The organism is Streptomyces sp. NPDC093018 (assembly GCF_040684035.1).
Taxonomy (GTDB): domain Bacteria; phylum Actinomycetota; class Actinomycetes; order Streptomycetales; family Streptomycetaceae; genus Streptomyces; species Streptomyces murinus.
On sequence record NZ_JBFBFF010000003.1, the window covers coordinates 186,039 to 210,715 of the forward strand.

Below are 24,677 nucleotides of genomic sequence, written 5' to 3' on the forward strand. Positions count from 1 at the left end.
GGGAGGACCACGGTGTGGCCCTCCCGAGGGCTGAACGGTGCTGATCGGACGCGTCAGGCGGCGTCCTGAGCGGAGGTCTTGCACTGGGCGACGTAGGCACGCACGTCGGCGGGGTCGTAGCGGACGTGCTTGCCGATGCGGAACCCGGGCGGGCCCGTGTGCTTCCTGCGCCACTGGTAGACGGTTTCGAGCGGCACGCCGAACATGTCGGCGATGTCATCCGGGGTGAGATACCGATCCGGGAGACCCCCGCGGAGGGTCGCGCGGGTGTCGCTCGCGACAACGGTCGGCAATGAGACCTCCAGAAGAAGGCAGAGCCTGCGAATGGGGTTGGACTCAGTAGCTGGCAGCCCGCGTGTGTCCGAGGTGGGGATTTCTGCGTCATCTGCGTCATCTGCGTCATTCAGGCTTCTGACCTGCGGTTTTTCGGTGACGCAGGGCGTTGGGGGTGCGTCATCGGTGACGCAGGCTGTCTGTCATCGGTGACGCAGGTGACGCGGGGTGACGCAGAGACGGGCCGTCTGCGTCACCCTTTCTGCGCAGGTCACCCGCCGTTTTGGGGGCCCGGGTGACGCAGGTGACGCAGCGGTTCCTACTTAGGAAAAAAGGAGGCGGGTGTCTGTGGTGGTGCAGTGCGGCTCAGGGCGTGAAGAAGGAGCCGCTTCGCGGCGCGTCCATCGCAGGGCGGCGACGCCGCCGAACAGCAAGAGGAGCACCCCGCCCCCGGTGCTCCTCTTGCTCGTAGGGCCGGTGCCGGCCGCCGTCAGAACGCCTGTTGCTCGTGTGACGTCTGCGCGGTGAGGCGGGTCATTTCGAGGTAGCGGCCGTCTTTGGTGCGCCCGGAGTCGATGAGGACGCCGCGGGCGGCGAGGGTGGGCTGGAGGCGCTTGAGGCGGTCGGAGAGGACTTTGCCGGTGGTGGGCCAGCCCTTGGGCAGGGGGCGGAAGTCCTCGCCGGTGTAGAGGCGGGTGAGGCAGTGCAGCCACTCGGTGGAGGTCATCCGCTGCGCTGCGCCCGGTTCGATGTCCGCGGCGTGCCTCAGGACGGTCTGCGCCAGCAGGTCGCCCTCGATCACGTCGTCGTTGAGGTCGTCCAGACTGGCCCGGTAGGCGGTGAGCGCGCCGAGGCCGGTCGCCGCGTCGAGCTGGGCGCACAGGTGCGCGAAGTCCGCCATGCGCAGATCGGTGGGAGTCTCCGTCTCGACCGCGCGGACCTTGACCGTGAGGTCCAGGAGCGAGCCGAGGACGACGGGCAACACCTCCGCGTACTCCGCCCAGAGCTCCGCCTCGGTGCGCCGGACCTTGGGCCGCTCCAGGCGTAGTGGCAGGAGCCGTTCGGCGAGGTCGGGCCGGATGACTCCGACGTCGATGCCGGTCAGGAGCAGGGGGCGGCGGTAGCGGGCGCGGAAGACGTCGCCATCGGTGAACAGGGCGCGCTTGACGTTCTCGGCGCCGGTGACGATGCAGCACATGGCGTCGGACAGTTCCGGGGTCATGTGGGAGAGGTTGTCCAGGGCCGTGACCCATCCTGCCGCCACCGCTGTGATCAGGTTCTCTTCGTCCTTCGGGGCGCGGCGCAGGTCGCCGCTCATGCCCTCGATGATCCGCACGAGCATCCGTCCGCCGGTGGACTTGCCGGCGCCCTGCGGGCCGGTGAGGAACGGGGCGGGGACGGGCACGGACGGGCCGAGGCAGCCGATCAGCCAGGCGATGGCCAGGCACTCGGTCTCCGCGGTGGCGAAGTTGCACAGCCGCAGCAGCAGGTCGATGCCCTTGCCCTCGGTGTCCTTGGCGGGCAGGGGGAGTTCGCCGGTGAGCTGGGTGCGCCGCCAGCAGACCTCGCGCGGGTCGGGGACGGCGATGTCCCAGCCGGTGGGGTGGATACGGACGGACTGGCCGTCGCTGCGGCCCAGATCCAACCAGGTCGCGCCGTCGAACCCGGGCGCCACTCGGATGTGAACAGCCTGTACGTCTTCCGTCATCGCGAGTGCTTCGATCAAGTCCAACGCCTCCTTGAGCGCGGTCCCGTTGAACACGCCGATCCCGTCCTTGAACAGGCCGACCATGAGTTCCTGCCGGTGGCTTCCCGACGTGCCCTGGGAGCGGATCGGGCGGGCCACGGGGTGCCCGTTCTTCTGCGCGTACACGGTGCCGTCGGCGGTGCGGAAGTACCGGAAGTGCGATTGCGCGTAGTCGGTGATGACCTCGCGGGCCGGGTTCTTCTCGTCCTCGGACACGGCTACATCCCCAGTGCGGTGCGGGCGTTGGTCCACGCGTCGGTGCAGTGCCGCGGGGACTCGCCCTTGGCCTGCGCCGCGGCGAACAGCCGCGCAATGTGGACGTCGGTGAGGCAGCCGCACCGGCCATGCGTCGACAGCACGGCCAGGAAGGTCCGGTAGACGGTAGCGTGGATCGCCTCGCGGGCCGCGGTGATGCGCTGCTCCGCCATGGCGATACCTCGCTCCAGGTAGGCGGGCGTGCGGTGACGGCACTCCCCGCCCACGGCCGGCGCGGGCACGGTGATGGTGCGCGCCGCCGCCTGGACCGTGCCGGGTACCTTCACGATCAGCACGCGCACCACGTCCGGCAGCTCCGCCATGGTGCCGATGCCGGAGTCGAGCCAACGGGCGTAGGCCATCAGGGACTTGATGTCGACGCCGGGCCGGACGCCGTTGGCGGACGGCATCGTGCCCCGGTAGATCCAGTGTTCGCCGCGCGTGGTGGCCACCGTCTGTGTGGCGGGCAGCGCCTTGCGGGCCCAAGCGATCGCGTCGGCGTTGTCGAGGTCCACGACGGTGAGGCCGGCGCCGCCGGGGTGGTACGCGACCGCTGCCGCCTCACGCCATGCCCGTGCCGACTGAGGGGAGCGGAGGACGGTGGGGTCGGTGGTGGCGGCGGCCCAGCCGTGGCAGGGCGCCGGGCAGGTGCAGGGGCCGGGGGTCTTCATGTTCGGCCGGCCACCGCACCGGGCGGGATTCCCGGCGCAGTCCGGGCAGTTCCCGAACGGCAGCTTCCCTCGGCGCAAGGGCATCACCGGCACGCCGGTAGCGGCCAGCGCCAGCGCAGAAGACAAGGGATCGGGTAGCGCATCCATGCCATCACACCCTCGCCGGATCAGGGTCGGTTGGGTCATGCTGAGACCTCCACTGTTGAAGTGGGTGGAACGAGGGCGGCCCCGGTTCTTTGGCGAGATGCGGGGGCCGCCCTCGGTTGTGCTGGTGGTCGGTGGCGGGGTGGGTCAGGGGCGGTGTGCGGCGGCGAGGGCGATGAGCCAGTCGGGCCAGTCCTGGGGCCAGTTGCGGTAAAACCACTCGGTGGTGCGCCTCGGCCCCCGCATCCCGGGCCGGGCGCCACGGCAGGGGCCTTCCACCTCGGCGCGCACGGGGTAGATGCCGTGGTCCGAGCCGGGGTTGTCGGGGACGTAGATGAAGGTGATGACCTCCGGGGTCACGATCCGCTTGTTGCGGTAGGTGATGTCCGGTAGGCCCTGGTCCTTGACCTCAAGCCGAATGGTGATCGTGTCAGCCATGCCAGGCATCTCTCCAGGTCAGCGGTTGAGTTCGTTGCGGTTGCGGGCGATGAGCCCGTACGCGGGGGCGGTGATGGTGTTGTTCTCCATCCGGACGGGGCCGGTGTAGTGGTGGTGGGTCTCGGTGCGGGTGGCCTTGGCCGAACGCACGGCGGACCCAATGGCGGTGACGACGGCGGCCAGGGCCGCGATGGGCAGCGTCACGAACAGCACGGACGAGAGGGTCACGGCGGCGAATCCCTTGCAGGCGAGCCAAATGCCGCAGCCGACCCCGACGCAGGTGGCGCCGACACCGATCCCGGCCACCGCCATCCCGGCCGCCCAGGCCGGGACGATCCGGTTGTCCGGCTGGACGACGGGCGGCGTGGACCCGTACGCGGGCAGCGGGGCCGGATCGCGGTAGGCGGTCGCCATCCGCGGTGTGGGCTGGTAGGCGTCAGCGAGGATCCGGCGGGCCTCGGCGTCGGCTTCGGCATCGGTCATGTGCAGCGGCCGGGGCGTGGGGTCGTGGTCGGGCATGGCGGGCTCCCTGCCGGGGTCAGGTGATCTGGCGGGCGGCGCCGGCGATGGCGCGGCACACGGCGGTGATGGTGGTGGCGGCGCCGGTGCCGGCGGTGAAGAAGCCGAACAGGAACAGCACGAGCGCGCTGAACGGGCCGACGTAGCGGCCGCGCAGAAGGACGAGTGCCAGCACTCCGAAGAGTGCGACGGCGGACAGGGTCACGATCACGAGCGGCCTCCCGAGGGGGTCTTGCAACGCGGCAGGCCGCCCCCGGGGTGTTGGGGGCGGCCCGTGCTGTCGCTTGTCGCGTTGCTTGTCGTCTGGCTTGTCGTGCGGCTTGTCGCTTGTCTTGTCTTGTCGCTTGTCGTCTCCCAGGTCAGAAGCCGTTTCCGGGTCCCACGGCCCGGTAGAGGGGCTTGTGTCTCCGGGGAGGCGACAGGCGCTGTCCGGTCAGCCCTCGGAGGGCTGTTCGGGGGCATGCCGGTGGTGGACGTAGCGGGCCTTGGTGCCCTCCCCGATACGGACGGCGGTGCCGTCCTGCACCCACGTCTTGAGCCAGCCGACGACCGTCTGCCGGGTCGTGCCGTGCTCGTCGGCGAGATCGCGGGCGATCGCGGAAGCACCGGTGCCGTCCGGGCCGGCGGCGAGCAGCAGCGTGAGTGCCGCCCGTTGTGCGGGGCTGTCCTGCTCGCCGCGCAGGGCGGACAGGTTCAGCCCGGCCCGCTCGCCCGCGGGCTTCTCCGGGCGGGTGGTGGCCGGGTCGGGGGCGGTGGCGAACTCGGCGTCGATCTGCTCCCGGAACCTTGCCAGTTCGGCCTCCACCGGGTCCGGCGCCGGCTTGCCGCGGAGCGCGGACAGGTTCAGTCCGGCCCGGCCCGAAGCGGCCTGCGACGCGGGCCCGCTCGGGGTGCCGTCGTCGGTGGCGAGGGTGTGCTCGCGCATCCATGCGGTGCGGTCGGTGTCCCAGCGGCGGGCGTAGGCGGGGCCTGCGGCTTTGGCGGAGACGTCGTCCAGCGTCGGATGCCGGTCGGAGGTGGCGGCGATGATCTCGCGGATCTGGTTCGGGAGGATGCGCCACGCCTTGAACAGGGCGGCCGGCGACTCGGGGGTGCCCATGAACCCGGCGCCCTTGAACGGGGCCTGCTCGACGCGCAGTCCGCGGGTGCCGGGGAACATCTTGGAAAGGTCCATGCCTTCCGTCTCACCCCCGGTCAGGGCGACGCGGACCTTGGCCTCGCGACGGATCATGAGGTTGCCCAGCACGCTCCCGGTCGCCCCGAGCGCGGTGAGGACGGTGCGGACGCCCATGGCGCGGGCGATCCGGATGACTTCCAGGATCTTCTCCCCGAGCTTGCGCACGTTGCGGTCGCTGCTGGCCAGGATCTCGGCGCCCTCATCGATGACCAGCATGATCTGGGGGATGCGCGCGCTGATGGGCAGTAGGTCGGTGTTGGCCTGGGCGAGCAGGTCCTGGTAGGCCATCTTGCGTTGCTTGGCCACCTTCACCGCGGTGTCCAGCATCGTCATGGCCTCGTCGTGGGTGCCGGCGAGCCAGTCGATCCCGGGCCGGACCGGGCCGCCGTCCGCCCGCTTGATCTCCCCATTCAGTGCCGGGAGGACCCAGGGCAGGCCCGCCGATCCGGCGTTGAGGTCGATGACCCAGGTCAGGATGTCCTCGGCGCGGGCGAACCCGGCCAGGATCGCGTGGACCATGTTCGTCTTGCCCGAGCCGGTCGGCCCGACCACCAGGGCGCACTGCTCGCGCAGATAGGCCAGGATCTCCTCGGCGTTGGTGCGGTAGCCCCACGGGATTCCGGTGTGTACGGACAGCGGCCCATACTCGGCCGGGTAGGTCCGCTCCTGCTCAAGGACGTTGACGGTGGTGACGTCGATGATGGCCCGGCCCTGGTGGATGCCAGGGGACGCGGTGGCGGTGCAGCCGTGCGGCAGTCGGGCATCGGCGGACAGGCGCGCCGACTCAGAGGCGATCTTGGCGTAGGTGGCGCCGCCGGGCGGGAGTTCGGCGTCGATGGAGTACCCGGTCCCGGTGGGCCAGGACTCGACCGCGAGGACACGCACGCTGATCCCGCACACCCGCTGGATGCGCTCCACCCACTCCGTGGCGATCGTGCGGCGTTCGGCGGACAGTTCTTCGGCGACCTGCCGTTCGGCCGCAGTGATCGCTTCCTCTTCCCGTGCCTCTTCGTGGAGGTTGGTGGAGCGGGTGGCGGCGCCGATGCCGACGCCGATGGTGGCGAGCGATCCGAGGGCGGTCCAGGTGAGGGGGCCGTGGGTGATGGCCCAGGTGGTCCATCCCGCGCCGACGAGCCAGGAGGCGGCGCGGGAGGCGATGGTTCGGCCGGCGTTGCGGGCGCGCAGGCCGGCGACGGTGTGGCCGAGGGCACCGGCGGCGCCGACGGTGAGGGCCCAGCCGGGCGGCATGCCGGTGGCGGCGCCGGTGGTGGCGAGGGCGAAGGCTCCGGTGGTGGCGGACAGGGCGCCGGTCACGGGTCCGTGACCGGCCGCCCAGTCCAGCACCGGGCCACTCGGCTTGGTGGCGGTGGTGGCCATGATCAGACGTTCCAGCCCTTCTCGGCCTCGGCCCCGTTGCGGGGGTCCTCGTGGCGGGCGATGTCCGCGGCGTGGACGTCGCGGAAGAGCGGGACGAGGGTGTCGGCGGCGTCCACGGCGTTGAGCAGGGTGCGGTGGATGTCGTCGAAGCCGTCCGCGATGTTCTTCTCGAAGGCGAACTCCTCGTCCGAGCGCTCCGCGAGGATGCGGAAGGTGTTGGCGACGGACAGCAGCGCCGTGGGGAGGTTGTCGATCATCGTGAGAACTTCCATGTTCCCGTCGGGCTCGTAGTCGCGGGCGGCGTTCTCCATCTCCGCCGCGGCCTCTTCGAACTTGAAACCAGACACGTGGATGGCCTCCTGATCAGCCGTGGGAGCAGTCGGGACGATGCGGTCGGGCCGCTCGACGCGGTCACCGACCGCGTCGGTGTCGGTGATGGTTTCCTCGGCGCGCAGGCGCTCGCGGATCTGTTCGTCACGGGCGGCGCGCTGCTCGCGGGCGGCCTGCATCAGCCGCCGGTACAGCCGCCGGCCGGGGTGCATCAGCCACTTCCAGCCGAGCTTGCGGCCCAGCGGCGTGGTCAGACAGCCCAGCATCCCCACCGCGCCGCCGAGGACGGCGGCGAGCAGTCGGCGGCCCTGGAAGCGGGCCGCCGACTTCAGCAGCCCCCACCGGGCACGGCGGCGGCCGGGCGCCTTGCGGACCTGGTCGCGCCGGGCCTTGACCTGGGCGTCGGTTCGCCGGTCGCGGGCGGCACGGGCTCGGTTGACCAGGGCCCGGGACCCGGACGCGGCCTTCCCTGCTGCCCATCCCGCCGCACGCCGCGCCGTCCCCTGCCCGCCCGCGGCCCTGCTCGCACGGGAGGCGGCGCGGGCGTCGCGGCGGGCGTCGGCGACCGCACGGCGCGCACCGGTGGTCTGCGCCCGCCGGTCGGCGCGCGTTCCACCGCCAGCGTGTTGCGCGGCGCGCAGGGCTTTGACCTGCCCTGCACGGCCCGTGCTCTTGCCCGCGGTGCTGTCGGCCGCGTGCTTGAGCGCGCCCCGCCCGGTCGACCTGCTCTTGGACAGGTCGACGGCGCCGGACCGGTGGGCGGTGGGGCTGTGGCCGCGCCGCTGCTGTGCGAGCCCGCTGCCCGGCTTGCCGCCGGTGCGACCCGCACCGGAAGACGCCGAACGGCCGCGCCCGGCCCCCGCGCCCGTGCCGCCGTGGCGCAGGCCCGCAGCGCGGGCTGCACGATGGCCGGCGGCACGCGCGGCGGTCCGGCGCGCGTCGCGGCGAGAACTGGGCTTGCGGGAACGGGCGGCGGCGACGGTGCCGAGGACGACGGCGCCGGTCGCGGCGACCACGGCGGCGACCGGACCACCGGCCAGGCCCGCGGCGGCGACCGCGCCCACCGTGCTGTTCGCCCCTGTCAGGGCCAGCGGGACGACGGGCCACCCACCGGGGGTGTGCTCCACCTCCTTGTCGTCCTTGACCGCAGTGGACTTGGGCTCGGGCGGAGGCGGCGGTTCGGGAGCGGGAGCCTCAACAGCTACCGCTTCGGTGCTGAGATCCGTCATGCTGAATGCCACTCCTTCGCGGAGTAGGGCCCGGCCAGGGCTGTAGGAGGCGATTGGCCGGGCCTGCCAACAGGGCTTAAGCAGCGCGCTGTTCATCCTGGTAGGCGCAGTTCGCGCAGGCGCCGAGCGAGGGCGGGATGACGTAACCGGCATCACGGCCGCACTGCGGGCAGACGCGGCGGGCGGCGTTCGCCTTGGCCAGCGCCGCCCACTTCGCCGGCGTCATGGGGCGGACCGGCTTGGCCAGGTCGATGGAGTAGAGGTAGGCGACCAGCGGGCCGCGACGGCGCCGTGGACGCTCGATCTGCGCGACCACGTCCTGACCGCCGGGCCGAAGACCGAGAGCACGGAGCTGTCGGACCGTGGCGAGCCCGTCAGGCGCGAGCCGCCACGGGTAGACGGGGATCGAGGCCATCAGCGGCCCGCGATCGCCAGCTCAGCACCGCCCGCGGCCGGGTCGCGGTGCTCGGCGTAGCGGGAGGAGACCCAGCCGACCGACCAGCCGCACAGCTCCGCCGCGGACCGGACCGGCAGCCCGGCACCGAACGCGGCGGCCACGATCTGCCGTGCCTCGTCCTCGGGGAGCTTGGTCGTGGCCGGGCCGCGCTCCAGCAGCGCGGCGCGTTCACGCTCGGCCCGCTCCTCACGCTCACGCTGTTCACGGCGTTCACGCTCGACCCGCTCCGCGGCCTCACGATCGCGGCGCGCGGCGGCCTCCCGCTCGATGCGCTCACGGTCCCGCTCGCGCTGTTCACGCTCGCGTTCACGGCGTTCACGCTCCACCCGCTCAGCGGTCTCGCGGGCGGTGCGCTCCTCCTGCTCCCGCAGCTGCCGGCGCTCCTCCCGCTCGGCCGCCTCGCGGGCCAACCGGGCTTCGTGTTCACGCTGTTCACGAGCCAGCGCCGCGGCGTGCTCGCGCTCCTCACGCGCCTCCCGACGAGCAGCCTCCGCACGCTCACGGGCCGCCTGCTCGGCCCGCTCCCGCTCGGCTCGCCGCTCCTCGTCCAGGCGTTTGACGGCGGTGGTGATGGCGCGGCGGTAGGCCAGGCCGGTCTCCGCCGTGACGATCAGCAGCAGCGGCGCCACCGCGTGCACGGCCACGCCGACCAGGTCGCTTTTCAGGGCGGAGTCGGCGACGTTCAGGGCCAGGGTCATGCAGCCGGTCATCCACCGCAGCACGATGGGCCACCGGCCACCGTGCCCTCCGAGACGGGCGAGGACGGCGTCCAGGCGCACGACGATGACGACCGCGGCGTCCACGACGAGGGGCAGGATCGGCGCGGTCCACGCCCACTGGGCGGGTGTGTGAGCGGCGGCGAGCGGGGTCACGGTGAGAACGGAGTAGAGCACCGCGCCGGCCACGATCGCCCACATGCCCACGGACAGGGCCTTCTCCGCTGAACGGATATGAACGCCGTTCACGCCGCCCCCTCGATCTGCTTCGGGGCGGGCATGTGGAGGCGGCGGAAGCCGTTGGAGGCCGAGTTGTAGATGAACTCCTCACACCGCCACGTGAACGCGGCGGCCGGGTGTTCACCACAGGGATACCACCGAGCCCCGGCGGGCACGCCGTGGGTCGCGGTGTCGGCGTGCGCGTCCTTGAGGGAGGCGTAGATGGTGTGGGGCTCACCGTGGTGCAGCAGCACCGTCAGCGACTGTCCCTCCATCGGCTCAGCCTCCAACTCCTCACGGAGTCGGCGGATCGCGATGTCCTTCAGCAGGAGCTCCTGCCGCGAGACGGACAACTCCTTCATCGCGCCGGACAGGAGGACACCCACCTCGTCCGTGGTGGCCTCCGCCCGCTCCAGCGCAGCCTCCAACTCCCCGATCTGCTCGCGCAGGATCGCAGCGTCACTCTCCGCCGTCTCGGCACGCGTCGTCAGGCTTTCCACCTCGCGCAGGTGCCGACCCGAGACGGTGTCCGCCTGCTCCTGGACCTCCCGCGCCCGAGTGCGGGCCTGCTCGGCGTCCTGCTCCAGCCGCTGAAGGCGGCCGGTGGTCACGATGCGGATCACGCCGCCTCCCCCGCAGTCGCGGTGACCCGGTTGGTCAGCTCACGCCGCGCGGCCAGCACCCGGCGGCGAGCCCGCCGCAGCCGGCGCGTGCTCAGCTCCGACGGCGCCTGGTCCAGGAGGGCGATCTGCACGTCCAGCAGCTCGACCTCCGCGCGGATGAGCGGCATCTCGGTCTCGATCGCGTCCAGCTCCGCGGCCGTGGGCTCGCGGTCGTACTCGTCGGCGGTAACAATCGCCTGAACAGCAGCGATGGCATGCATGGGTCGTTGTTCCTCTCACAGGGATGGGACGGCCCGAACAGCACCCCCCGGATTGCCCTCCGGGGGGTGCGGCCGTTTGTGGGGGTGGGTCAGGGGCGGGACAGCAGGTGGGCCGCCGAGGCAGCGAGGCTGTCGGCCGCAGAGATGGCCGACTCACGCCGCGCCGCCAGCACCTCCGTGCTCGTGGCGCCGCGCATGTCGTATGCGGCCCGGACCGCCTCGTTCACGTTGAGTCGGAGCTGCGGGAGCAGCACCGTGAGGGCGATCTGCGGGGCGGTGACAGCCGACCGCGTGACGTGGCTCGCCTCGCGGGCAGCGGCGACGTCGGCCGGGGCCGCGCCGGACAGGCGCAGATCCTCGCGTACCCACATCGCACGGCGGTGATCCGCCAGCGCGGTGCTCAGCTTGGACAGCGCCGTCAGGGCACGGTCCCGCAGCGTCTGCCGGCGCTGGGCGCGGGCCGCGTAGTACTGCTGGACACCGACAACACCGGCACCCAACACGGTGCCGACGACCGCGACAACCGCGGCGGCGATCTCCATCGAACTCCCCCTCTCGGGGCCAGACTCTCCGGCTCCCCGCACCCCCGCCCGTACGGCCCCGCACACGGCAGGGTCGGACGGACGGGAGAGGCAGCCGGCCGCAGCTCAGACGCCGCGAAGCCGGGTAGCGGCGGGACAGTTTCAGACAGCGGCGATGACGAGCGCGGCGACCAGCAGCCATAGGTGGTGGAAGGACTGGTCGAGGGCGTAGGCGCCGGTGCCGAGGCTCGGGTTGTCGTCGTGGCCGGCGCGCGGGGCACCGAGCCGGTAGAAGCCGCCCAGGCCCAGCGCCTCGGCGAGCCGGGCGAGGGTGGTGCGCCGGTCGGCCCACCAGTGCGTGACGGCGTCGACGGTGAGCCCGGCGGCGACGCCGAGCACCGACAGCCGCAGGCCCAGCGACCATGAGGTCACCAGTAAGAAGGTGAGCTTGGTGAGGGTCAGGGTGGCGACGTGCCGGGCGTCCGCGAGCCGGCCGACCCAGCCGGGGCGGCCCTTCGTCATGGACTGGTGTGAGGTCTGCACCCAGTGGTCGCCGACGCTGTGAGCGACGAACAGGGCGACGAACACAGCAGCGAAGGCAGCGGCATTGGTCATGACGGAACTCCTTACGTGTGGGACGCGCGGCGACCCGCTGGCCAGCGGGAGCACTCCGGCCTGCATTCGAGGCGTAGGCCCGAGATCGGCCAGGCCGGAGCTGTAGCGGCTGGGCCGCTGAAGGTTCTTCGGAAGTCGGATCACGCATGCCGTCACCGCCCCGAAAAGCGGATCAGGGCAGGTCACCCGGCCCGACATGGGCGGTCGGGATGGTGACCCGCACCCATCGACCACCCGTGTTCAGGCGGCTGGGTCGGCACTCTGTTGAGTTCTCAAGGACCGGTGGCTCCCAGCAGCGCGGTAACCCCTTGCGGGGCTCCCGTGTGGTACACGGGGCCGCCAGAGCCGGTGAGCTACCTAGGTAGCTTCGCTGAAGAAAAAGCTACCTAGGTAGCTTGCTAGGCGTCAACCCCTACGCGAGCGCCAGGGAAAATTACCTAGGTTGGATACGCTCTAGGTATGGACTGGAAGCCGGAGAAACCGCCAACCGCCAAAGAGATCGCTGCCCGGTTCCGCGACGACCTGGCGGCCGAGAGGTACTCGCCGGGCGCCCGGCTCCCAGGAGCCAAGGGGATGGCCAAGGAGTTGGGCGTTTCGCTCATGACGGTGCAGAGCGCGTACAAGCAACTCGCAGAAGACGGTCTGGTGGAGGGCCGGGCAGGGAGCGGCACCTACGTCATCGACCCCAAGAAGGGGAACCAGACAGCCGGTCAAACGGCCCGTGGACTTCGCGAACTGCAAGACCACCTGGCGCATGTCACCTCCCAGCTTTCTGAACTGCGCGTCCGGGTCGAGCAGTTGGAAGCCACCCGTTCCGGCGTCGTTGACGAGAACCAGTAAGCCCCAAGTCGGCGTGATCCGCAGCGAACAGGGTTAACAGCGCCTCACTGTTACCTGTTAACAACCCACGTCAGGCGGTGTATTGGCATGATGACCGGAGGCACCGCCTGACGCTGGGGGAGCAATGAAGACGAAGCTGCAAACGGCACGTCTCGCCCGAGGCTGGTCGCAAGCTCAGCTCATCGACGCAATGGTCGACGCGGCGGCGCGACTCGATACCGACCTGCCCGCTCCATCCAGCCTCAAAGCCCAGATCTCGATGTTCGAGAACGGACGGCGAGTGCCTGGTCAGAGCTATCAGACGTTGTTCTGTGAGGTCTACGAAGCGAGTCGTGCGGAACTGGGCTTCGCTCTGGAGAGTGCGCCATCTCAGCTCGACTCGCTGCCAATGCTGCCCATGCCTCAGATGGTCACCCCCAAGGCCAGTACACAAGTCCTCGGCTACTTGAAGTCCATTTTCGTGCAGCACGCGCAGGCGGAGCCCCTTGTGGGGCCTCGATTCCTGGTGCCAGCCGTACAGGGCCAGGTACCGCTGATCGAAGAGCTGTGCAAAGAAGCCACAGGACCACACAGAGACGACGTGGTCCGCGTCGGTGCTCGGTACGCGGAATTCCTCGGGTGGCTGCACCAGGACTCAGGAGATTCCCAGTCAGCGATGCTCTGGACGAACCGCGCCCTCGACTACGCAAGCGAACTGACCGATCCGACACTGAGTGCCTACGTGTTCCAGCGGCGGAGCAACATCGCGGCCGAAGCAGGGCAAGCCGGCTATGCCGTCGGACTCGCGAACAGTGCTCTGAACGAGGCACGCAAACTTCCCCGCCAGGTTCGAGCCGTCTCGCTCCGGGCGCGCGCCAACGCCCATGCCCTCCTTGGGCACGCTGATGAGTGCTGGCGAACGCTCGACGAAGCACGGGAGCTGGCTGACGCCGGAGCCGGAGAAGGTAGCGATCTCGCCTCGTACTGCTCCGTGCAGTACATCGACATGGAGGCGGCCACCTGCGCGCTCGCCCTCGGCCGACCGGAGGAAGCGGTCACGACACTAAAGAAGAGTCTTTCCCAGTGGCCGGCTGAGCAACAGCGAGACAAGGGGTTGTGCTTTGCCCGGCTCGCAACCGGATACGCGCTGATCGAGGACATTGAATCGGCGTATAACGTGGCGTTCGAGGCGGCAGCCATCGCCCAAGCCACAGGGTCAGCCCGCATCCTCGCGGAACTCGGGCGAGTACAGCGTCGCCTCAGCCGGTGGAGCAAGCTCGTTGAGATTGCGGAGTTCAACCGGCTGTTGGGCACCATGAGAGGGAACTGAACCGGACGAGGGAGAGTCGTGAACCTTCTGCCTACGATCACCACCACAGACGTTCAGCAGCAGTCCCCCCGCGTCGCCGTTCTCCCGATCGGAGCGTTCGAGCAGCACGGCGCCCACCTGCCACTCATCACGGACGCCGCAATCGCAAGCATCATCGCGCGAGAGGTTGCAGCGGCGTACCCAGTGCTGCACCTGCCGCCAGTCACGATCGCATGCAGCCACGAGCACGGCACATGGTCGGGGACGGTGAGCATCAGCGCCAGGACGATGCACGTGCTCGTGACCGACATCGCGCAGTCCCTCGAAGCATCCGGCATTCGAAAGCTCGTTCTCATCAACGCTCACGGCGGGAACTATGTCCTGTCGAATATCGTGCAGGAAGCCAACCTGACCGAGCCACGCATGAGCCTGTTCCCGCAGGGACGGGAGTGGAATCGAGCCCGCGAGCATGCCGGACTGGTCACCACCTCGCACGAGGACATGCACGCGGGTGAGATCGAAACTTCGATTCTCCTGCACGCGGATCCGTCCCTTGTGCGGCCCGGCTACGAGGATGCCGACCATGACGGCGGCGACCGTCCTTTCCTCCTCGTGGAGGGGATGAAGGCGTACACCGAATCCGGAGTCATCGGCTTCCCGTCCCACGCCACGGCAGGCAAGGGGAAAGCAGTTTTGGCAAGCCTGGTCGAGGACTTCGCGGCACACATGCGAGCGCTCGGGGAGTGAGGAAGGCCGTTCCAACCCGCGTTCCGGAGGGGGCCAAACAGGGGGCCAAACGTTGCGGCGTGCCCCGGACGACCGTGGACAGCCACGGACGGAAACAGGAGCGTCGGATCGGGGTGTTCCCTGACTTCACCAGGCCAGCTACCTCCGAAATCGCGTTCCTGCCGCAGTGAGGTCCCGGGCCCTGCGCCGGGCCGTCTGTGGGCCGTCCGAGGGTGGCCAACGACGACAGATGACGACAGTCAGCGACTGTCGTGATGCTGGTCAGCGGGGTGTTCGAGGGTAACGTTCCTGGTCGATCCGGCGAGTCGTCAGTTCCTCCGCAACAAGCGCCAGGAATGGGAGGAGTACCGCTCGGAGGTCACGGCCTTCGAGCTGCGCAAGAACCTCCCCGTCCTGTAACCGCCTCTCTCCCGGGGCCGCCGTCCGAAAACGACCGGCCCCGCCCCCTCCCCCCTGCCAGAATCAGGCGCACGCCTATTCGATCTCGGGGGAGAGCCGTGAAGGACGCGACGGAACTGATCAAGGCCCTCACCGGCCTGGCCTGGCCGCTGATGACAGGCGTTGTGCTCTGGCGGCTCTTCCCCCTGATCAAGGAGATAGTCCGCTCGCGGGGTTTCACGATCAAGGTGGGCGAGGCCGAGCTGTCGGTGCAGGAGGTCTCGGAGAGTCTGATCCGCACCACCGCCGACCTCCAGGGCCGACTGGCCTCCGTGCGCGCACCGGTGGCCAGCCGCACGCTGGACTCGGTGCTCTGGGTGGACGACCGCCCGGAGAACAACGCCACCGAGGTGGCCCAACTCCGCGCCCTGGGCGTCGAGGTCACCCTGGCGAAGTCCACCGACGAGGCCCTGCGCACCCTCGCCCGCCCCAACCGCCCCTTCGACGCCGTCATCTCGGACATGAGCCGCCGGGAACGCACCCGCACCAACCGCACTGCCGGCCTCGACCTGATCCGCGAACTGCGCGCCCAGGACGACCCGATCCCGGTATTCATCTACGCCACCGCCCGCGCCCTTGCCCTGCGCGAGGAGATCACGAACGCGGGCGGCACCGGAGTCGTCGGCTCCTCCACCGAACTCTTCCAACTCCTCCGGGGCGTAGGCGAGTTCCCGACCCAGCGCACCTGACCGGAGGCCCGCCGGGCCCGCACCCGCCCACGGCGGGGAGGGGACACGGCGGGTGGTGTCCGCCCGCAGCGGCCGGCGAAAACCCGTCGCGCCTCTGAACCCCCTGAACGCCGGACCGAGGACGGACACCACCCGCCGGGGCACCGACTCACCGCCTCCCCCGAGGCGCGACACAAGCCACGACGGCGCTCAAGGGGCCGCCGCAGGCATCCGGCGACGGCGAGGCAGCCGCAGGCGGGTGACCACAACGACGCTGAAGGGGCCGCCGCACCACCACGGCGAGCCAGCCACAGCCACCCGACCCGGCACAGGCCGCCGCAGGCGACTACGCTCCCTCCAGGACCAGAGCTGACCCCGAGGGGAGCCCCACAGATGACGCCGGGCCGCAGAAGCAGCACCTTCACGCGCCTGCTCCGACACGGCTTCACCGACGCCACCGCCGCCGAGCGCCTCCTCGACACCCCCGAACTCTCACCGGTCCGCGACGACCCCTTCCTCCTCGAAGCCCTGGGCGCCACCGCCGACCCCGACCTCGCGCTGCACGGCCTCGTCCGCCTCCTGGAAGCCCAGCCCGCCCCGAACGCCCACCGCGAACTCCTCGACACCCTCATCGCCGCCAAGCCCCTGCGCGACCGCCTCCTGAGCGTCCTCGGCGCCTCCACCGCCCTCGCCGACCACCTCGCCCGCCACCCCACCGACTGGCAGGCCCTGGTCACGTACGAGCCCCAGGACCTCCACCCCGGCGTCAGCGAATTCGAACGGGGCCTGGACGGCGCCACCGACCCCGTCGCCCTCCGCGTCGCCTACCGCCGCTGCCTCCTCTCCATCGCCGCCCGCGACGTCTGCGGCACCACCGACGTCGCCGAGACCGCCGCCGAACTCGCCGACCTCGCCACCGCCACCCTCCGCGCCGCCCTCGCCATGGCCGAGGCCGCCGCCCCCGAGGACGCCGCCGCCTGCCGCCTCGCGGTGATCGGCATGGGCAAGTGCGGCGGCCACGAGCTGAACTACGTCTCCGACGTGGACGTGATCTTCGTGGCGGAGGCCACCGAGGGCACCGACGAGACCAAGGCCCTGCGCGCGGCCACCAACCTCGCCTCACACCTGATGCGGATCTGCTCCGAGACCACCGTCGAGGGCTCCATCTGGCCGGTCGACGCCAACCTCCGCCCCGAGGGCCGCAACGGCCCCCTCGTGCGCACCCTCTCCTCCCACGTCGCCTACTACCAACGCTGGGCGAAGACCTGGGAGTTCCAGGCCCTCCTCAAGGCCCGCCCGGTCGCCGGCGACGAGAACCTCGGCCGGGAGTACCTGGCCGCGCTGCACCCCCTGGTCTGGCAGGCCGCCGACCGCGACAACTTCGTGGCGGACGTGCAGAAGATGCGCCGCCGCGTGGTCGACAACATCCCCGCGGCCGAAGTGGACCGGGAACTCAAGCTGGGCCCCGGCGGCCTGCGGGACGTCGAATTCGCCGTACAGCTCCTCCAGTTGGTCCATGGCCGCACCGACCCCACCCTGCGCAGCGGCACCACCCTGGACGCCCTCAAGGCCCTCGCCGCCGGCGGGTACGTGGGCCGGGAGGACGCCGCCCGGCTGGACGAGGCGTACCGCTTCCTGCGCGCGATGGAGCACCGCATCCAGCTCTTCCGGCTGCGCCGCACCCACCTCGTCCCCACCGCCGAGGAGGACCTGCGCCGCCTGGGCCGCTCCCTCGGCCTGCGCGCCAACCCCGTCACCGAGCTGAACCGCGAGTGGAAGCGGCACGCCGGCGTCGTACGACGGCTGCACGAGAAGCTGTTCTACCGCCCGCTCCTGGACGCCGTCGCCCAGCTCGCCCCCGGCGAGGCCCGCCTGCGGCCCGAGGCCGCCCGCGAACGCCTGGTCGCCCTCGGCTACGCCGACCCCGCCGCGGCGCTGCGCCATCTGGAGGCCCTGGCCTCGGGCGTCACCCGCAAGGCCGCGATCCAGCGCACCCTGCTCCCCGTCCTGCTGGGCTGGTTCGCCGACTCCGCCGACCCGGACGCCGGTCTGCTGAACTTCCGCAAGGTCTCCGACGCCCTCGGCAAGACCCCCTGGTACCTGCGCCTGCTCCGCGACGAGGGCGCCGCCGCCGAGAACCTGGCCCGCGTCCTGTCGGCGGGCCGCCTGGCGCCCGACCTCCTGATGCGCGCCCCCGAGGCGGTCGCCCTGCTCGGCGACGGCGACGGCGCGGCGCGGGGCCTGACCCCCCGCAGCCGTACCGCGCTGGAACAGGAGATCCTGGCCGCCGTCGGCCGGGCGGAGAACGGCGAGCAGGGCGTCACCGCCGCCCGCGGTGTCCGCCGCCGCGAACTCTTCCGTACCGCCGCCGCCGACATCGTGGCCTCCTACGGCACCGAGGCCACCCCCGTGCAGGCCGACCAGGGCGCCCTGGTCGACCTCGTCGGCGGCGCCGTCTCCGACCTCACCGCGGCCACCCTCGCGGGCACGCTGCGCGCGGTGGTGCGGGCCGGCTGGGGCGATCTGCTGCCCACCCGGTTCGCGATCATCGGCATGGGCCGGTTCGGCGGCCATGAGCTGGGCTACGGCTCCGACGCGGACGTCCTGTTCGTCCATGAGCCGCAGGAGGGCGTGGACGAGCAGGAGGCCACCGCCGCCGCGAACAAGGTCGTCGCCGAGATGCGCCGGCTCCTCCAGCTGCCCAGTGCCGACCCGCCGCTGCTGATCGACGCCGACCTGCGCCCGGAGGGCAAGTCGGGCCCGCTGGTGCGCACGCTGAAGTCGTACGCGGCGTACTACCGCCGCTGGTCCCTGGTGTGGGAGTCGCAGGCGCTGCTGCGGGCGGAGCCGTTCGCGGGCGACGCCGACCTGGGCCGCCGCTTCGTGGAGCTGATCGACCCGTTGCGCTATCCGGCGCGCGGCCTGACCGAGGACTCGGTGCGCGAGATCCGCCGGCTGAAGGCCCGCATGGAGTCGGAACGGCTGCCGCGCGGCGCCGACCCCCGGCTGCACACCAAGCTGGGCCCCGGCGGCCTCTCGGACGTGGAGTGGACGGTCCAGCTGCTCCAGCTGCGGCACGCCCATGAGGTTCCTGGGCTGCGTACGACCCGTACCCGGGCCGCGCTGGCGGCCGCGCGGGAGGCGGGCCTGCTGGGCGAGGAGGAGACGGCGACCCTGGACGAGGCATGGGTGCTGGCCACCCGGGTGCGCAACGCGGTGATGCTGGTGCGCGGCCGGGCGGGCGACACCTTCCCCACCCAGCCCCGCGAGCTGGCCGCGGTGGGCCGCTACCTGGGCTACGGCGAGGGCCATGTCGGCGACATGCTGGACGCGTACGGCCGTACGACTCGTAAGGCCCGCACGGTCATGGAGGAACTCTTCTACGACGACGAGGCGTAACCGGGTTGACGGCCCGCGCTCTCGCGCACCCCCCGGGGCAGCCCATACGGCCCCGCCCCGTACCAGACCCGCGCCACCCCGAACCCGAACGAGAGGCAGAGCACGCCGCCCACCGCGTCCAGCCAGAAATGGTTGGCCGTGGAGACGATGACCACCAGCGTCGCCACCGGATACAGCAGCCCCAGCACCCGCGCCCACGGCACCGACGCCAGCGCGAAGATCGTCAGCCCGCACCACAGCGACCAGCCGATGTGCATGGACGGCATCGCCGCGTACTGGTTGGACATGTGCTTGAGGTCTCCGGAGGCCATCGAGCCCCAGGTGTGGTGCACCATCACCGTGTCCACGAACCGGCCGCCCCGCATCAGGCGGGGCGGGGCGAGCGGGAACAGGTAGTAGCCGACCAACGCGCCCCCCGTGGTGGCGAAGAGCGCGAGGCGCGCGGCCGCGTACCGGCCCGGATGCCACCGGTACAGCCACACCAGGACGCCGAGCGTCATGATGAAGTGCAGTGTGGCGTAGTAGTAGTTCATGCCGATGATCAGCCAAGTCACCGCGTTCACGGCGTGGTTGACGGACCGTTCGACATCGATGCCCAGCGTCCGCTCCGTGCGCCAGATCCAGTCCGCGTTGCGCAGCGCCTCGCCCTTCTGCTCGGGCACCGCGTTGCGGATCAGCGAGTACAGCCAGTAACTCACCGCGATCAGAAGGATCTCGAACCAGAGCCGGGGTCTGCGCGGCCGGCGCAGCCGGCCCAGCAGACCTCTCGCGCCGCTGCCGTCCCTGCCCGTGTCGGTCCGGGGACCGGCCGCCTCTTCGCGACCTTCCCACTGCGTCACGGTCGAGTCACTCATAGGCATCAAGTCTGCCAGAAAAGGCTCCGGGGCCCGATCATCCCAAGGCCGGGTCCACCCCGCACCTTCTGCGAGATGCGCAGGAGTTCTACGACATGCGCGGCGGATGTTCTACGACGTACGCAGCAGATGCGGCGCCGAGGCCGTGGACCCGCGCACCACCAGCTCCGGCATGAACACGAACTCGCTGTGCGGCGCGGGCGTACCGCCGACCTCCTCAAGCAGCGTGCGCACCGCCGCCTGCCCCATCGCCGGGACCGGCTTGCGGACCGTGGTGAGCGGCGGGTCGGTGAAGGCGATCAGCGGGGAGTCGTCGAAACCGACCACGGACACGTCCCGAGGCACCTCCAGACCCCGCTGCCGGGCGGCCCGTATGGCGCCGAGGGCCATCATGTCGCTGGCGCAGACCACCGCGGTGCAGTCCCGGTCGATCAGCGCCGTCGCGGCGGCCTGACCGCCCTCCAGGGTGTACAGCGAGTGCTGCACCAGCTCGGTCTCCACCACCTCGGCGCCGAGCCCCAACTGGTCCTGCATCGCCCGCAGGAAGCCCTCGATCTTGCGCTGCACGGGCACGAACCGCTTCGGTCCGAGCGCGAGCCCGATCCGGGTGTGCCCGAGCGAGACGAGGTGGGTCACCGCGAGCGTCATCGCGGCGCGGTCGTCGGGGGAGATGAACGGCGCCTGCACCCGCGGTGAGAACCCGTCCACCAGCACGAACGGCACGCCCTGCGCCCGTAGCCGCTCATAGCGCTGCATATCGGCGGTGGTGTCGGCGTGCAGTCCGGAGACGTAGATGATGCCCGCGACACCGCGGTCCACCAGCATCTCGGTCAGTTCGTCCTCGGTGGAGCCGCCCGGGGTCTGGGTGGCGAGCACCGGGGTGTAGCCCTGGCGGGTCAGCGCCTGGCCGATGACCTGCGCCAGGGCAGGGAATATCGGGTTCTCCAGCTCCGGCGTGATGAGCCCGACCAGACCCTCGCTGCGCTGGCGCAGCCGTACCGGCCGTTCGTAGCCCAGCACATCGAGTGCGGCGAGCACGGACTGGCGGGTGGTGGCGGCGACGCCCGGTTTCCCGTTGAGGACCCGGCTGACGGTCGCTTCGCTCACCCCCGCCTGCGCTGCGATGTCGGCAAGCCGTGTGGTCACGCCACTGGACTGTACCGGTCGTCTCTCGCCTTGCACACCGCTCGGGCGCCGGGTGCGCGCGGTCGTACGACCTCCTGCGGGTTGCTGCCTCATTGCGCTCCCTTTGAGTTCGTCGTGGCAAGAGCTTGCAGAGTCTTGCACAAGTTCCCGTGCGCTGCTGAGCGGTAACAACGGGGTAACCATCGTGTTCCCTTGCACTTTTTTTCTGCAAGGTCTTTCGCAACGCTTACATCGCTGTTACGTTCCTGGACGCCCGGCCACTGGCAACGGCGCAGTCGGCAAGTCGCAGGGGCGGGCGGGACCGCCCCCTGTACCACTCGGGCTCAACCCTCAAGGAGAACTCATGCGGCGTGGCATAGCGGCCTCCGCGCTGGTGGCGTCCCTCGCCCTCGCGGCGACGGCCTGCGGCGGCGGGAGCAGCGACAGCAAGTCGGACGGGCCGGTGACCATCACCTGGTGGGACACCTCCAACGCCACGAATGAGGCACCGACGTACAAGACCCTTGTGCAGAAGTTCGAAGCTGCGAACAAGAACATCAAGGTCAAGTACGTCAACGTCCCCTTCGACCAGGCGCAGAACAAGTTCGACACCGCCGCGGGTGCCTCCGGCGCCCCGGACGTGCTGCGCTCCGAGGTCGGCTGGACCCCCGCCTTCGCCAAGAAGGGCTACTTCCTGCCGCTGGACGGCACCGAGGCCCTCGCCGACAAGGCCAAGTTCGAGCCGAACCTGATCAAGCAGGCGCAGTACCAGGGCAAGACCTACGGCGTGCCGCTGGTCACCGACACCCTGGCCCTGGTCTACAACAAGGACCTGTTCAAGAAGGCCGGCATCACCACGCCGCCCAAGACCTGGGACGAGCTGAAGTCCGACGCGGCCAAGGTCAAGGACAAGACCGGCCAGGACGGCTACTGGGGCTCCACCGCGGGCTACTACGGCCAGCCCTTCCTGTACGGCGAGGGCACCGACACCGTCGACGTCGCCGCCAAGAAGGTCACCGTCGACTCGCCGGCCGCCAAGAAGGCGTACGCGACCTGGCTGAGCCTGTTCTCCGGCAAGGGCCTGCACAAGGCCGACACCACCGCGGACGCCTACGCGCACATCATGGACGCGTTCTCCAACGGCAAGGTCGCCGCGATCATCCAGGGCCCCTGGGAGAACACGAACATCTACAAGGGCAGCGCCTTCAAGGACAAGACCAACCTGGGCGTCGCGGTCGTCCCGGCCGGTTCCACCGGCAAGGCGGAGGCCCCGACCGGCGGTCACAACCTCGCGGTCTACGCCGGTTCCGACAAGGCACACCAGGCGGCGGCCCTGAAGTTCGTCAACTTCATGACGTCGGCCTCCTCCCAGGAGACCATCGCCCTGAAGAACGCCACCCTGCCGACGCGTACGGACGCCTACACCGCCAAGGTGACGGCCGACCCGGGCACCGCCGGCTTCCAGAGCGTGCTGTCCGCCGCCCAGCCCCGCCCCTCGCTGCCCGAGTACGGCTCGCTGTGGGCGCCGCTCGACACCGAGCTGCCGAAGATCGCCAGTGGCAAGGAGTCGCTGGACCAGGGTCTGAGCAACGCCGGTACCGCCATCGGCAAGCTGGTCCCCGACTTCAGCAAGTAAGCCCGGATGGCCGCCGGCTGCCTCACCCACGAGGAGGCAGCCGGCGGCCACCGCCCTGTGCCCGGCCATCCTTGAACCATTTGAAGGTGTCGAACCATGACAGTCGCCATCGACCGCGCGACCGGCAAGAGCCGCGGTGACCGCGCGCCTCGGCCAGGGCTGGGGCAGCGCATGAAGAACAGTCTCCAGAAATACTGGTACGCCTACGCGATGATCGCCCCGGTGGTCATCGTGCTCGCCGTGCTCGTCGGCTACCCGCTCGTGCGCGGCTTCTACATCACGCTGACCGACGCCAACAGCCTCAACTCGGCGCGCACCATCGGCGTCAACCACATCGCCGCGACCTACAAGTTCGTCGGTCTGGACAACTACAAGAACATCCTGTTCGGCCCGCTGTCCTACGACCGCTTCTGGTCCCATGTGATCTGGACGATCGTCTGGACGGTCGCCTGTGTCACCCTGCACTACACCTTCGGCCTCGGCCTCGCGATGATGCTGAACCAGAAGCTGCGCGGCCGCACCGTCTACCGGGTGCTGCTCGTCCTGCCGTGGGCCGTGCCCACCTTCGTCACCGTCTTCTCCTGGCGGATCATGCTCGCCGACACCGGCGCGATCAACCAGATCCTGCACGCGCTGCACCTGCCGCAGCCGCAGTGGCTGGAGGACACCTTCTGGCAGCGCTTCGCCGCCATCATGGTCAACACCTGGTGCGGTGTGCCGTTCATGATGCTCTCGCTGCTCGGCGGCCTGCAGTCCATCGACAGCACCCTGTACGAGGCGGCGAAGATGGACGGCGCCAACTCCTGGCAGCGCTTTAGGCACGTCACCCTGCCCGGCCTGCGCTCGGTCAGCTCCACGGTGGTCCTGCTCGGCGTCATCTGGACCTTCAACCAGTTCGCCATCATCTTCCTGCTGTTCGGCCCGACCAGCGCCCCGGACGCCCAGATCCTCGTCACCTGGGCCTACTACCTGGGCTTCGGCCAGCAGCCGCGCGACTTCGCGCAGTCCGCCGCCTACGGCGTACTGCTGCTGTCGATCGTCACCGTCTTCACCTCCTTCTACTTCCGCTGGCTGAAGCGCAATGACCAGCTCGCCGTCTGACGCCGCAGGAGCCGCCGCCATGAGCACCACCACCCTCGACAAGCGGGCCGACGCACCGGCCCCCGCCGTGACGCCCGCGGGGCGCGGCCGCCGGCCAGGCGAGCGCGGCCCCCTCGGCACCGTCCTGCTGCACGCCGGCCTCATGGTCGCGAGCCTCATCGCCCTGGCCCCGGTGGCCTGGCTGGTCTACCTCTCGCTCGGCCCGGACAAGAACGACTATCTGCACCCGGGCGGCATCGCCAAGAAGATGAGCTTCGCCAACTACGGCTTCGTGCTCCAGCACACGGAGTTCCTCAGCTGGTTCAAGTCCACGATGATCGTGGCCCTCGGCACCACCGTCGTCGGTGTGCTGCTCGCCGCGACCACCGGCTACGCCGTCTCCCGGATGCGCTTTCCCGGCCACAAGCAGCTGATGTGGGTCCTGCTGCTCACCCAGGCGTTCCCGATCGCCGTCCTGATCGTGCCGATGTACCAGATCTTCAGCGACCTGGGCCTCATCGACTCCTACTGGGCGCTGATCCTCGTCAACTGCACCACCGCGGTGCCGTACAGCGCCTGGCTGCTCAAGGGCTACTTCGACACGATCCCGATCGAGATCGACGAGGCGGGCCGGGTCGACGGGCTCACCCCGTTCGGCACCTTCTTCCGGCTGATCCTGCCGCTGGCCCGGCCGGGCCTGGCCGTCGCCGCGTTCTACAACTTCATCACCGCGGTCGCCGAGGTGGCCTTCGCCACCACCTTCATGCTGGACGACTCCAAGTACACCTTCTCCGTCGGCCTGCAGACCTTCGTCAGCGAGCACGACGCCGAGTGGAACTACATGGCCGCCACCGCGGTGCTGATCGCGATACCCGTCTCGCTGTTCTTCTACCTGGTGCAGAAGAACCTCGTCACCGGTCTCACCTCCGGCGGCACCAAGGGCTGACGCCCTTGACGCACTGAGGCTCCCGCGCGCCCCGGCGCGCGGGTAGGCGGCCGCGGTGTCCCTCCGACCCCGCTGACATCGCGGC

At 70.4% G+C, this 24,677-nt stretch carries 24 protein-coding genes; 8 read left to right on the forward strand and 16 right to left on the reverse strand.

Going from position 1 to position 24,677, the window contains the following annotated elements; translation table 11 throughout:
• Positions 1-53: 53 nt before the first annotated feature.
• The 14 genes from AB0N90_RS08125 to AB0N90_RS08190 all read right to left on the reverse strand — a co-directional run bounded on the left by AB0N90_RS08125 (position 54) and on the right by AB0N90_RS08190 (position 11,571).
• On the reverse strand, positions 54-293 hold the full coding sequence (locus tag AB0N90_RS08125) for a helix-turn-helix domain-containing protein (protein ID WP_365193926.1): 240 nt from the start codon (positions 291-293) through the stop codon (positions 54-56).
• 470 nt (positions 294-763) lie between these two features.
• Positions 764-2,236, reverse strand: coding sequence for an ATP-binding protein (locus AB0N90_RS08130; protein WP_365193929.1), 1,473 nt, complete (start codon positions 2,234-2,236; stop codon positions 764-766).
• Positions 2,237-2,238: 2 nt separating this feature from the next.
• On the reverse strand, positions 2,239-3,132 hold the full coding sequence (locus AB0N90_RS08135) for a bifunctional DNA primase/polymerase (protein ID WP_365193931.1): 894 nt from the start codon (positions 3,130-3,132) through the stop codon (positions 2,239-2,241).
• A gap of 105 nt (positions 3,133-3,237) precedes the next feature.
• Positions 3,238-3,528 carry a hypothetical protein gene (locus AB0N90_RS08140; RefSeq protein ID WP_365193933.1) on the reverse strand — a complete coding sequence of 97 codons (291 nt, stop codon included), beginning with the start codon at positions 3,526-3,528 and terminating at the stop codon, positions 3,238-3,240.
• Positions 3,529-3,546: 18 nt separating this feature from the next.
• Positions 3,547-4,047 carry a hypothetical protein gene (locus AB0N90_RS08145; protein WP_365193935.1) on the reverse strand — a complete coding sequence of 167 codons (501 nt, stop codon included), beginning with the start codon at positions 4,045-4,047 and terminating at the stop codon, positions 3,547-3,549.
• A gap of 19 nt (positions 4,048-4,066) precedes the next feature.
• Complete coding sequence (locus AB0N90_RS08150) at positions 4,067-4,258, reverse strand: hypothetical protein (protein WP_365193937.1); 192 nt, start codon at positions 4,256-4,258, stop codon at positions 4,067-4,069.
• A gap of 222 nt (positions 4,259-4,480) precedes the next feature.
• A complete protein-coding gene (locus tag AB0N90_RS08155; RefSeq protein WP_365193938.1) occupies positions 4,481-6,601 on the reverse strand; it encodes a hypothetical protein in 2,121 nt (706 codons plus the stop codon).
• 2 nt (positions 6,602-6,603) lie between these two features.
• Complete coding sequence (locus AB0N90_RS08160) at positions 6,604-8,160, reverse strand: hypothetical protein (protein ID WP_365193940.1); 1,557 nt, start codon at positions 8,158-8,160, stop codon at positions 6,604-6,606.
• A 76-nt stretch (positions 8,161-8,236) separates the two neighbouring features.
• Positions 8,237-8,575 (reverse strand): RRQRL motif-containing zinc-binding protein, encoded by a 339-nt coding sequence (locus AB0N90_RS08165; protein ID WP_365193943.1) that lies wholly within the window; start codon positions 8,573-8,575, stop codon positions 8,237-8,239.
• Complete coding sequence (locus tag AB0N90_RS08170) at positions 8,575-9,582, reverse strand: DUF2637 domain-containing protein (RefSeq protein ID WP_365193946.1); 1,008 nt, start codon at positions 9,580-9,582, stop codon at positions 8,575-8,577. Before AB0N90_RS08170 ends, AB0N90_RS08165 begins: the two co-directional genes overlap by 1 nt.
• On the reverse strand, positions 9,579-10,175 hold the full coding sequence (locus AB0N90_RS08175) for a hypothetical protein (protein ID WP_365193947.1): 597 nt from the start codon (positions 10,173-10,175) through the stop codon (positions 9,579-9,581). Before AB0N90_RS08175 ends, AB0N90_RS08170 begins: the two co-directional genes overlap by 4 nt.
• Positions 10,172-10,435: a DUF6284 family protein gene (locus tag AB0N90_RS08180; protein WP_365193950.1), complete on the reverse strand. Its 264-nt coding sequence runs from the start codon at positions 10,433-10,435 to the stop codon at positions 10,172-10,174. Before AB0N90_RS08180 ends, AB0N90_RS08175 begins: the two co-directional genes overlap by 4 nt.
• 89 nt (positions 10,436-10,524) lie before the next feature.
• Positions 10,525-10,977 (reverse strand): protein kilB, encoded by a 453-nt coding sequence (locus AB0N90_RS08185; protein WP_365193953.1) that lies wholly within the window; start codon positions 10,975-10,977, stop codon positions 10,525-10,527.
• 141 nt (positions 10,978-11,118) lie between these two features.
• Positions 11,119-11,571 (reverse strand): DUF3307 domain-containing protein, encoded by a 453-nt coding sequence (locus AB0N90_RS08190; protein ID WP_365193956.1) that lies wholly within the window; start codon positions 11,569-11,571, stop codon positions 11,119-11,121.
• A gap of 459 nt (positions 11,572-12,030) precedes the next feature.
• Between AB0N90_RS08190 and AB0N90_RS08195 the strand changes: the two genes are divergently transcribed.
• The 5 genes from AB0N90_RS08195 to AB0N90_RS08215 all read left to right on the forward strand — a co-directional run bounded on the left by AB0N90_RS08195 (position 12,031) and on the right by AB0N90_RS08215 (position 18,951).
• Complete coding sequence (locus AB0N90_RS08195; RefSeq protein ID WP_365193959.1) at positions 12,031-12,411, forward strand: winged helix-turn-helix domain-containing protein; 381 nt, start codon at positions 12,031-12,033, stop codon at positions 12,409-12,411.
• Positions 12,412-12,535: 124 nt separating this feature from the next.
• Positions 12,536-13,720 (forward strand): helix-turn-helix transcriptional regulator, encoded by a 1,185-nt coding sequence (locus AB0N90_RS08200; protein ID WP_365193961.1) that lies wholly within the window; start codon positions 12,536-12,538, stop codon positions 13,718-13,720.
• Between the two features lie 18 nt (positions 13,721-13,738).
• On the forward strand, positions 13,739-14,446 hold the full coding sequence (locus AB0N90_RS08205) for a creatininase family protein (protein ID WP_365193963.1): 708 nt from the start codon (positions 13,739-13,741) through the stop codon (positions 14,444-14,446).
• Between the two features lie 497 nt (positions 14,447-14,943).
• Positions 14,944-15,573 carry a response regulator gene (locus AB0N90_RS08210; protein ID WP_365193966.1) on the forward strand — a complete coding sequence of 210 codons (630 nt, stop codon included), beginning with the start codon at positions 14,944-14,946 and terminating at the stop codon, positions 15,571-15,573.
• Positions 15,574-15,945: 372 nt separating this feature from the next.
• Positions 15,946-18,951 carry a bifunctional [glutamine synthetase] adenylyltransferase/[glutamine synthetase]-adenylyl-L-tyrosine phosphorylase gene (locus AB0N90_RS08215; RefSeq protein WP_365193969.1) on the forward strand — a complete coding sequence of 1,002 codons (3,006 nt, stop codon included), beginning with the start codon at positions 15,946-15,948 and terminating at the stop codon, positions 18,949-18,951.
• Here AB0N90_RS08215 and AB0N90_RS08220 read toward each other — a convergent pair.
• Both AB0N90_RS08220 and AB0N90_RS08225 read right to left on the reverse strand, forming a co-directional pair.
• Positions 18,933-19,805, reverse strand: coding sequence for a phosphatase PAP2 family protein (locus AB0N90_RS08220; RefSeq protein ID WP_365193972.1), 873 nt, complete (start codon positions 19,803-19,805; stop codon positions 18,933-18,935). The genes AB0N90_RS08215 and AB0N90_RS08220 overlap by 19 nt on opposite strands.
• 111 nt (positions 19,806-19,916) lie before the next feature.
• Entirely contained in the window at positions 19,917-20,951 is a 1,035-nt protein-coding gene (locus AB0N90_RS08225) for a LacI family DNA-binding transcriptional regulator (RefSeq protein ID WP_361671293.1), read from the reverse strand.
• Positions 20,952-21,294: 343 nt separating this feature from the next.
• Here AB0N90_RS08225 and AB0N90_RS08230 point away from each other — a divergent pair, with 343 nt between their 5' ends.
• The 3 genes from AB0N90_RS08230 (at position 21,295) to AB0N90_RS08240 (ending at position 24,592) form a co-directional block, all read left to right on the forward strand.
• Positions 21,295-22,566 carry an extracellular solute-binding protein gene (locus AB0N90_RS08230; RefSeq protein WP_085564413.1) on the forward strand — a complete coding sequence of 424 codons (1,272 nt, stop codon included), beginning with the start codon at positions 21,295-21,297 and terminating at the stop codon, positions 22,564-22,566.
• A gap of 96 nt (positions 22,567-22,662) precedes the next feature.
• On the forward strand, positions 22,663-23,667 hold the full coding sequence (locus AB0N90_RS08235; protein WP_361671290.1) for a sugar ABC transporter permease: 1,005 nt from the start codon (positions 22,663-22,665) through the stop codon (positions 23,665-23,667).
• A gap of 19 nt (positions 23,668-23,686) precedes the next feature.
• Positions 23,687-24,592 carry an ABC transporter permease subunit gene (locus AB0N90_RS08240; RefSeq protein WP_365193975.1) on the forward strand — a complete coding sequence of 302 codons (906 nt, stop codon included), beginning with the start codon at positions 23,687-23,689 and terminating at the stop codon, positions 24,590-24,592.
• Positions 24,593-24,677: the final 85 nt, after the last annotated feature.

What these genes read in the sequence shown, in the direction of transcription:
- AB0N90_RS08180 (WP_365193950.1), bottom strand. Translation starts at nt 10,435, where the DNA reads ATGCATGCCATCGCTGCTGTTCAGGCGATTGTTACCGCCGACGAGTAC.
- AB0N90_RS08200 (WP_365193961.1), top strand. Translation starts at nt 12,536, where the DNA reads ATGAAGACGAAGCTGCAAACGGCACGTCTCGCCCGAGGCTGGTCGCAA.
- AB0N90_RS08160 (WP_365193940.1), bottom strand. Translation starts at nt 8,160, where the DNA reads ATGACGGATCTCAGCACCGAAGCGGTAGCTGTTGAGGCTCCCGCTCCC.
- AB0N90_RS08235 (WP_361671290.1), top strand. Translation starts at nt 22,663, where the DNA reads ATGACAGTCGCCATCGACCGCGCGACCGGCAAGAGCCGCGGTGACCGC.
- AB0N90_RS08140 (WP_365193933.1), bottom strand. Translation starts at nt 3,528, where the DNA reads ATGGCTGACACGATCACCATTCGGCTTGAGGTCAAGGACCAGGGCCTA.
- AB0N90_RS08190 (WP_365193956.1), bottom strand. Translation starts at nt 11,571, where the DNA reads ATGACCAATGCCGCTGCCTTCGCTGCTGTGTTCGTCGCCCTGTTCGTC.
- AB0N90_RS08195 (WP_365193959.1), top strand. Translation starts at nt 12,031, where the DNA reads ATGGACTGGAAGCCGGAGAAACCGCCAACCGCCAAAGAGATCGCTGCC.
- AB0N90_RS08145 (WP_365193935.1), bottom strand. Translation starts at nt 4,047, where the DNA reads ATGCCCGACCACGACCCCACGCCCCGGCCGCTGCACATGACCGATGCC.
- AB0N90_RS08155 (WP_365193938.1), bottom strand. Translation starts at nt 6,601, where the DNA reads ATGGCCACCACCGCCACCAAGCCGAGTGGCCCGGTGCTGGACTGGGCG.
- AB0N90_RS08185 (WP_365193953.1), bottom strand. Translation starts at nt 10,977, where the DNA reads ATGGAGATCGCCGCCGCGGTTGTCGCGGTCGTCGGCACCGTGTTGGGT.
- AB0N90_RS08230 (WP_085564413.1), top strand. Translation starts at nt 21,295, where the DNA reads ATGCGGCGTGGCATAGCGGCCTCCGCGCTGGTGGCGTCCCTCGCCCTC.
- AB0N90_RS08215 (WP_365193969.1), top strand. Translation starts at nt 15,946, where the DNA reads ATGACGCCGGGCCGCAGAAGCAGCACCTTCACGCGCCTGCTCCGACAC.
- AB0N90_RS08240 (WP_365193975.1), top strand. Translation starts at nt 23,687, where the DNA reads ATGAGCACCACCACCCTCGACAAGCGGGCCGACGCACCGGCCCCCGCC.
- AB0N90_RS08135 (WP_365193931.1), bottom strand. Translation starts at nt 3,132, where the DNA reads ATGACCCAACCGACCCTGATCCGGCGAGGGTGTGATGGCATGGATGCG.
- AB0N90_RS08220 (WP_365193972.1), bottom strand. Translation starts at nt 19,805, where the DNA reads ATGAGTGACTCGACCGTGACGCAGTGGGAAGGTCGCGAAGAGGCGGCC.
- AB0N90_RS08165 (WP_365193943.1), bottom strand. Translation starts at nt 8,575, where the DNA reads ATGGCCTCGATCCCCGTCTACCCGTGGCGGCTCGCGCCTGACGGGCTC.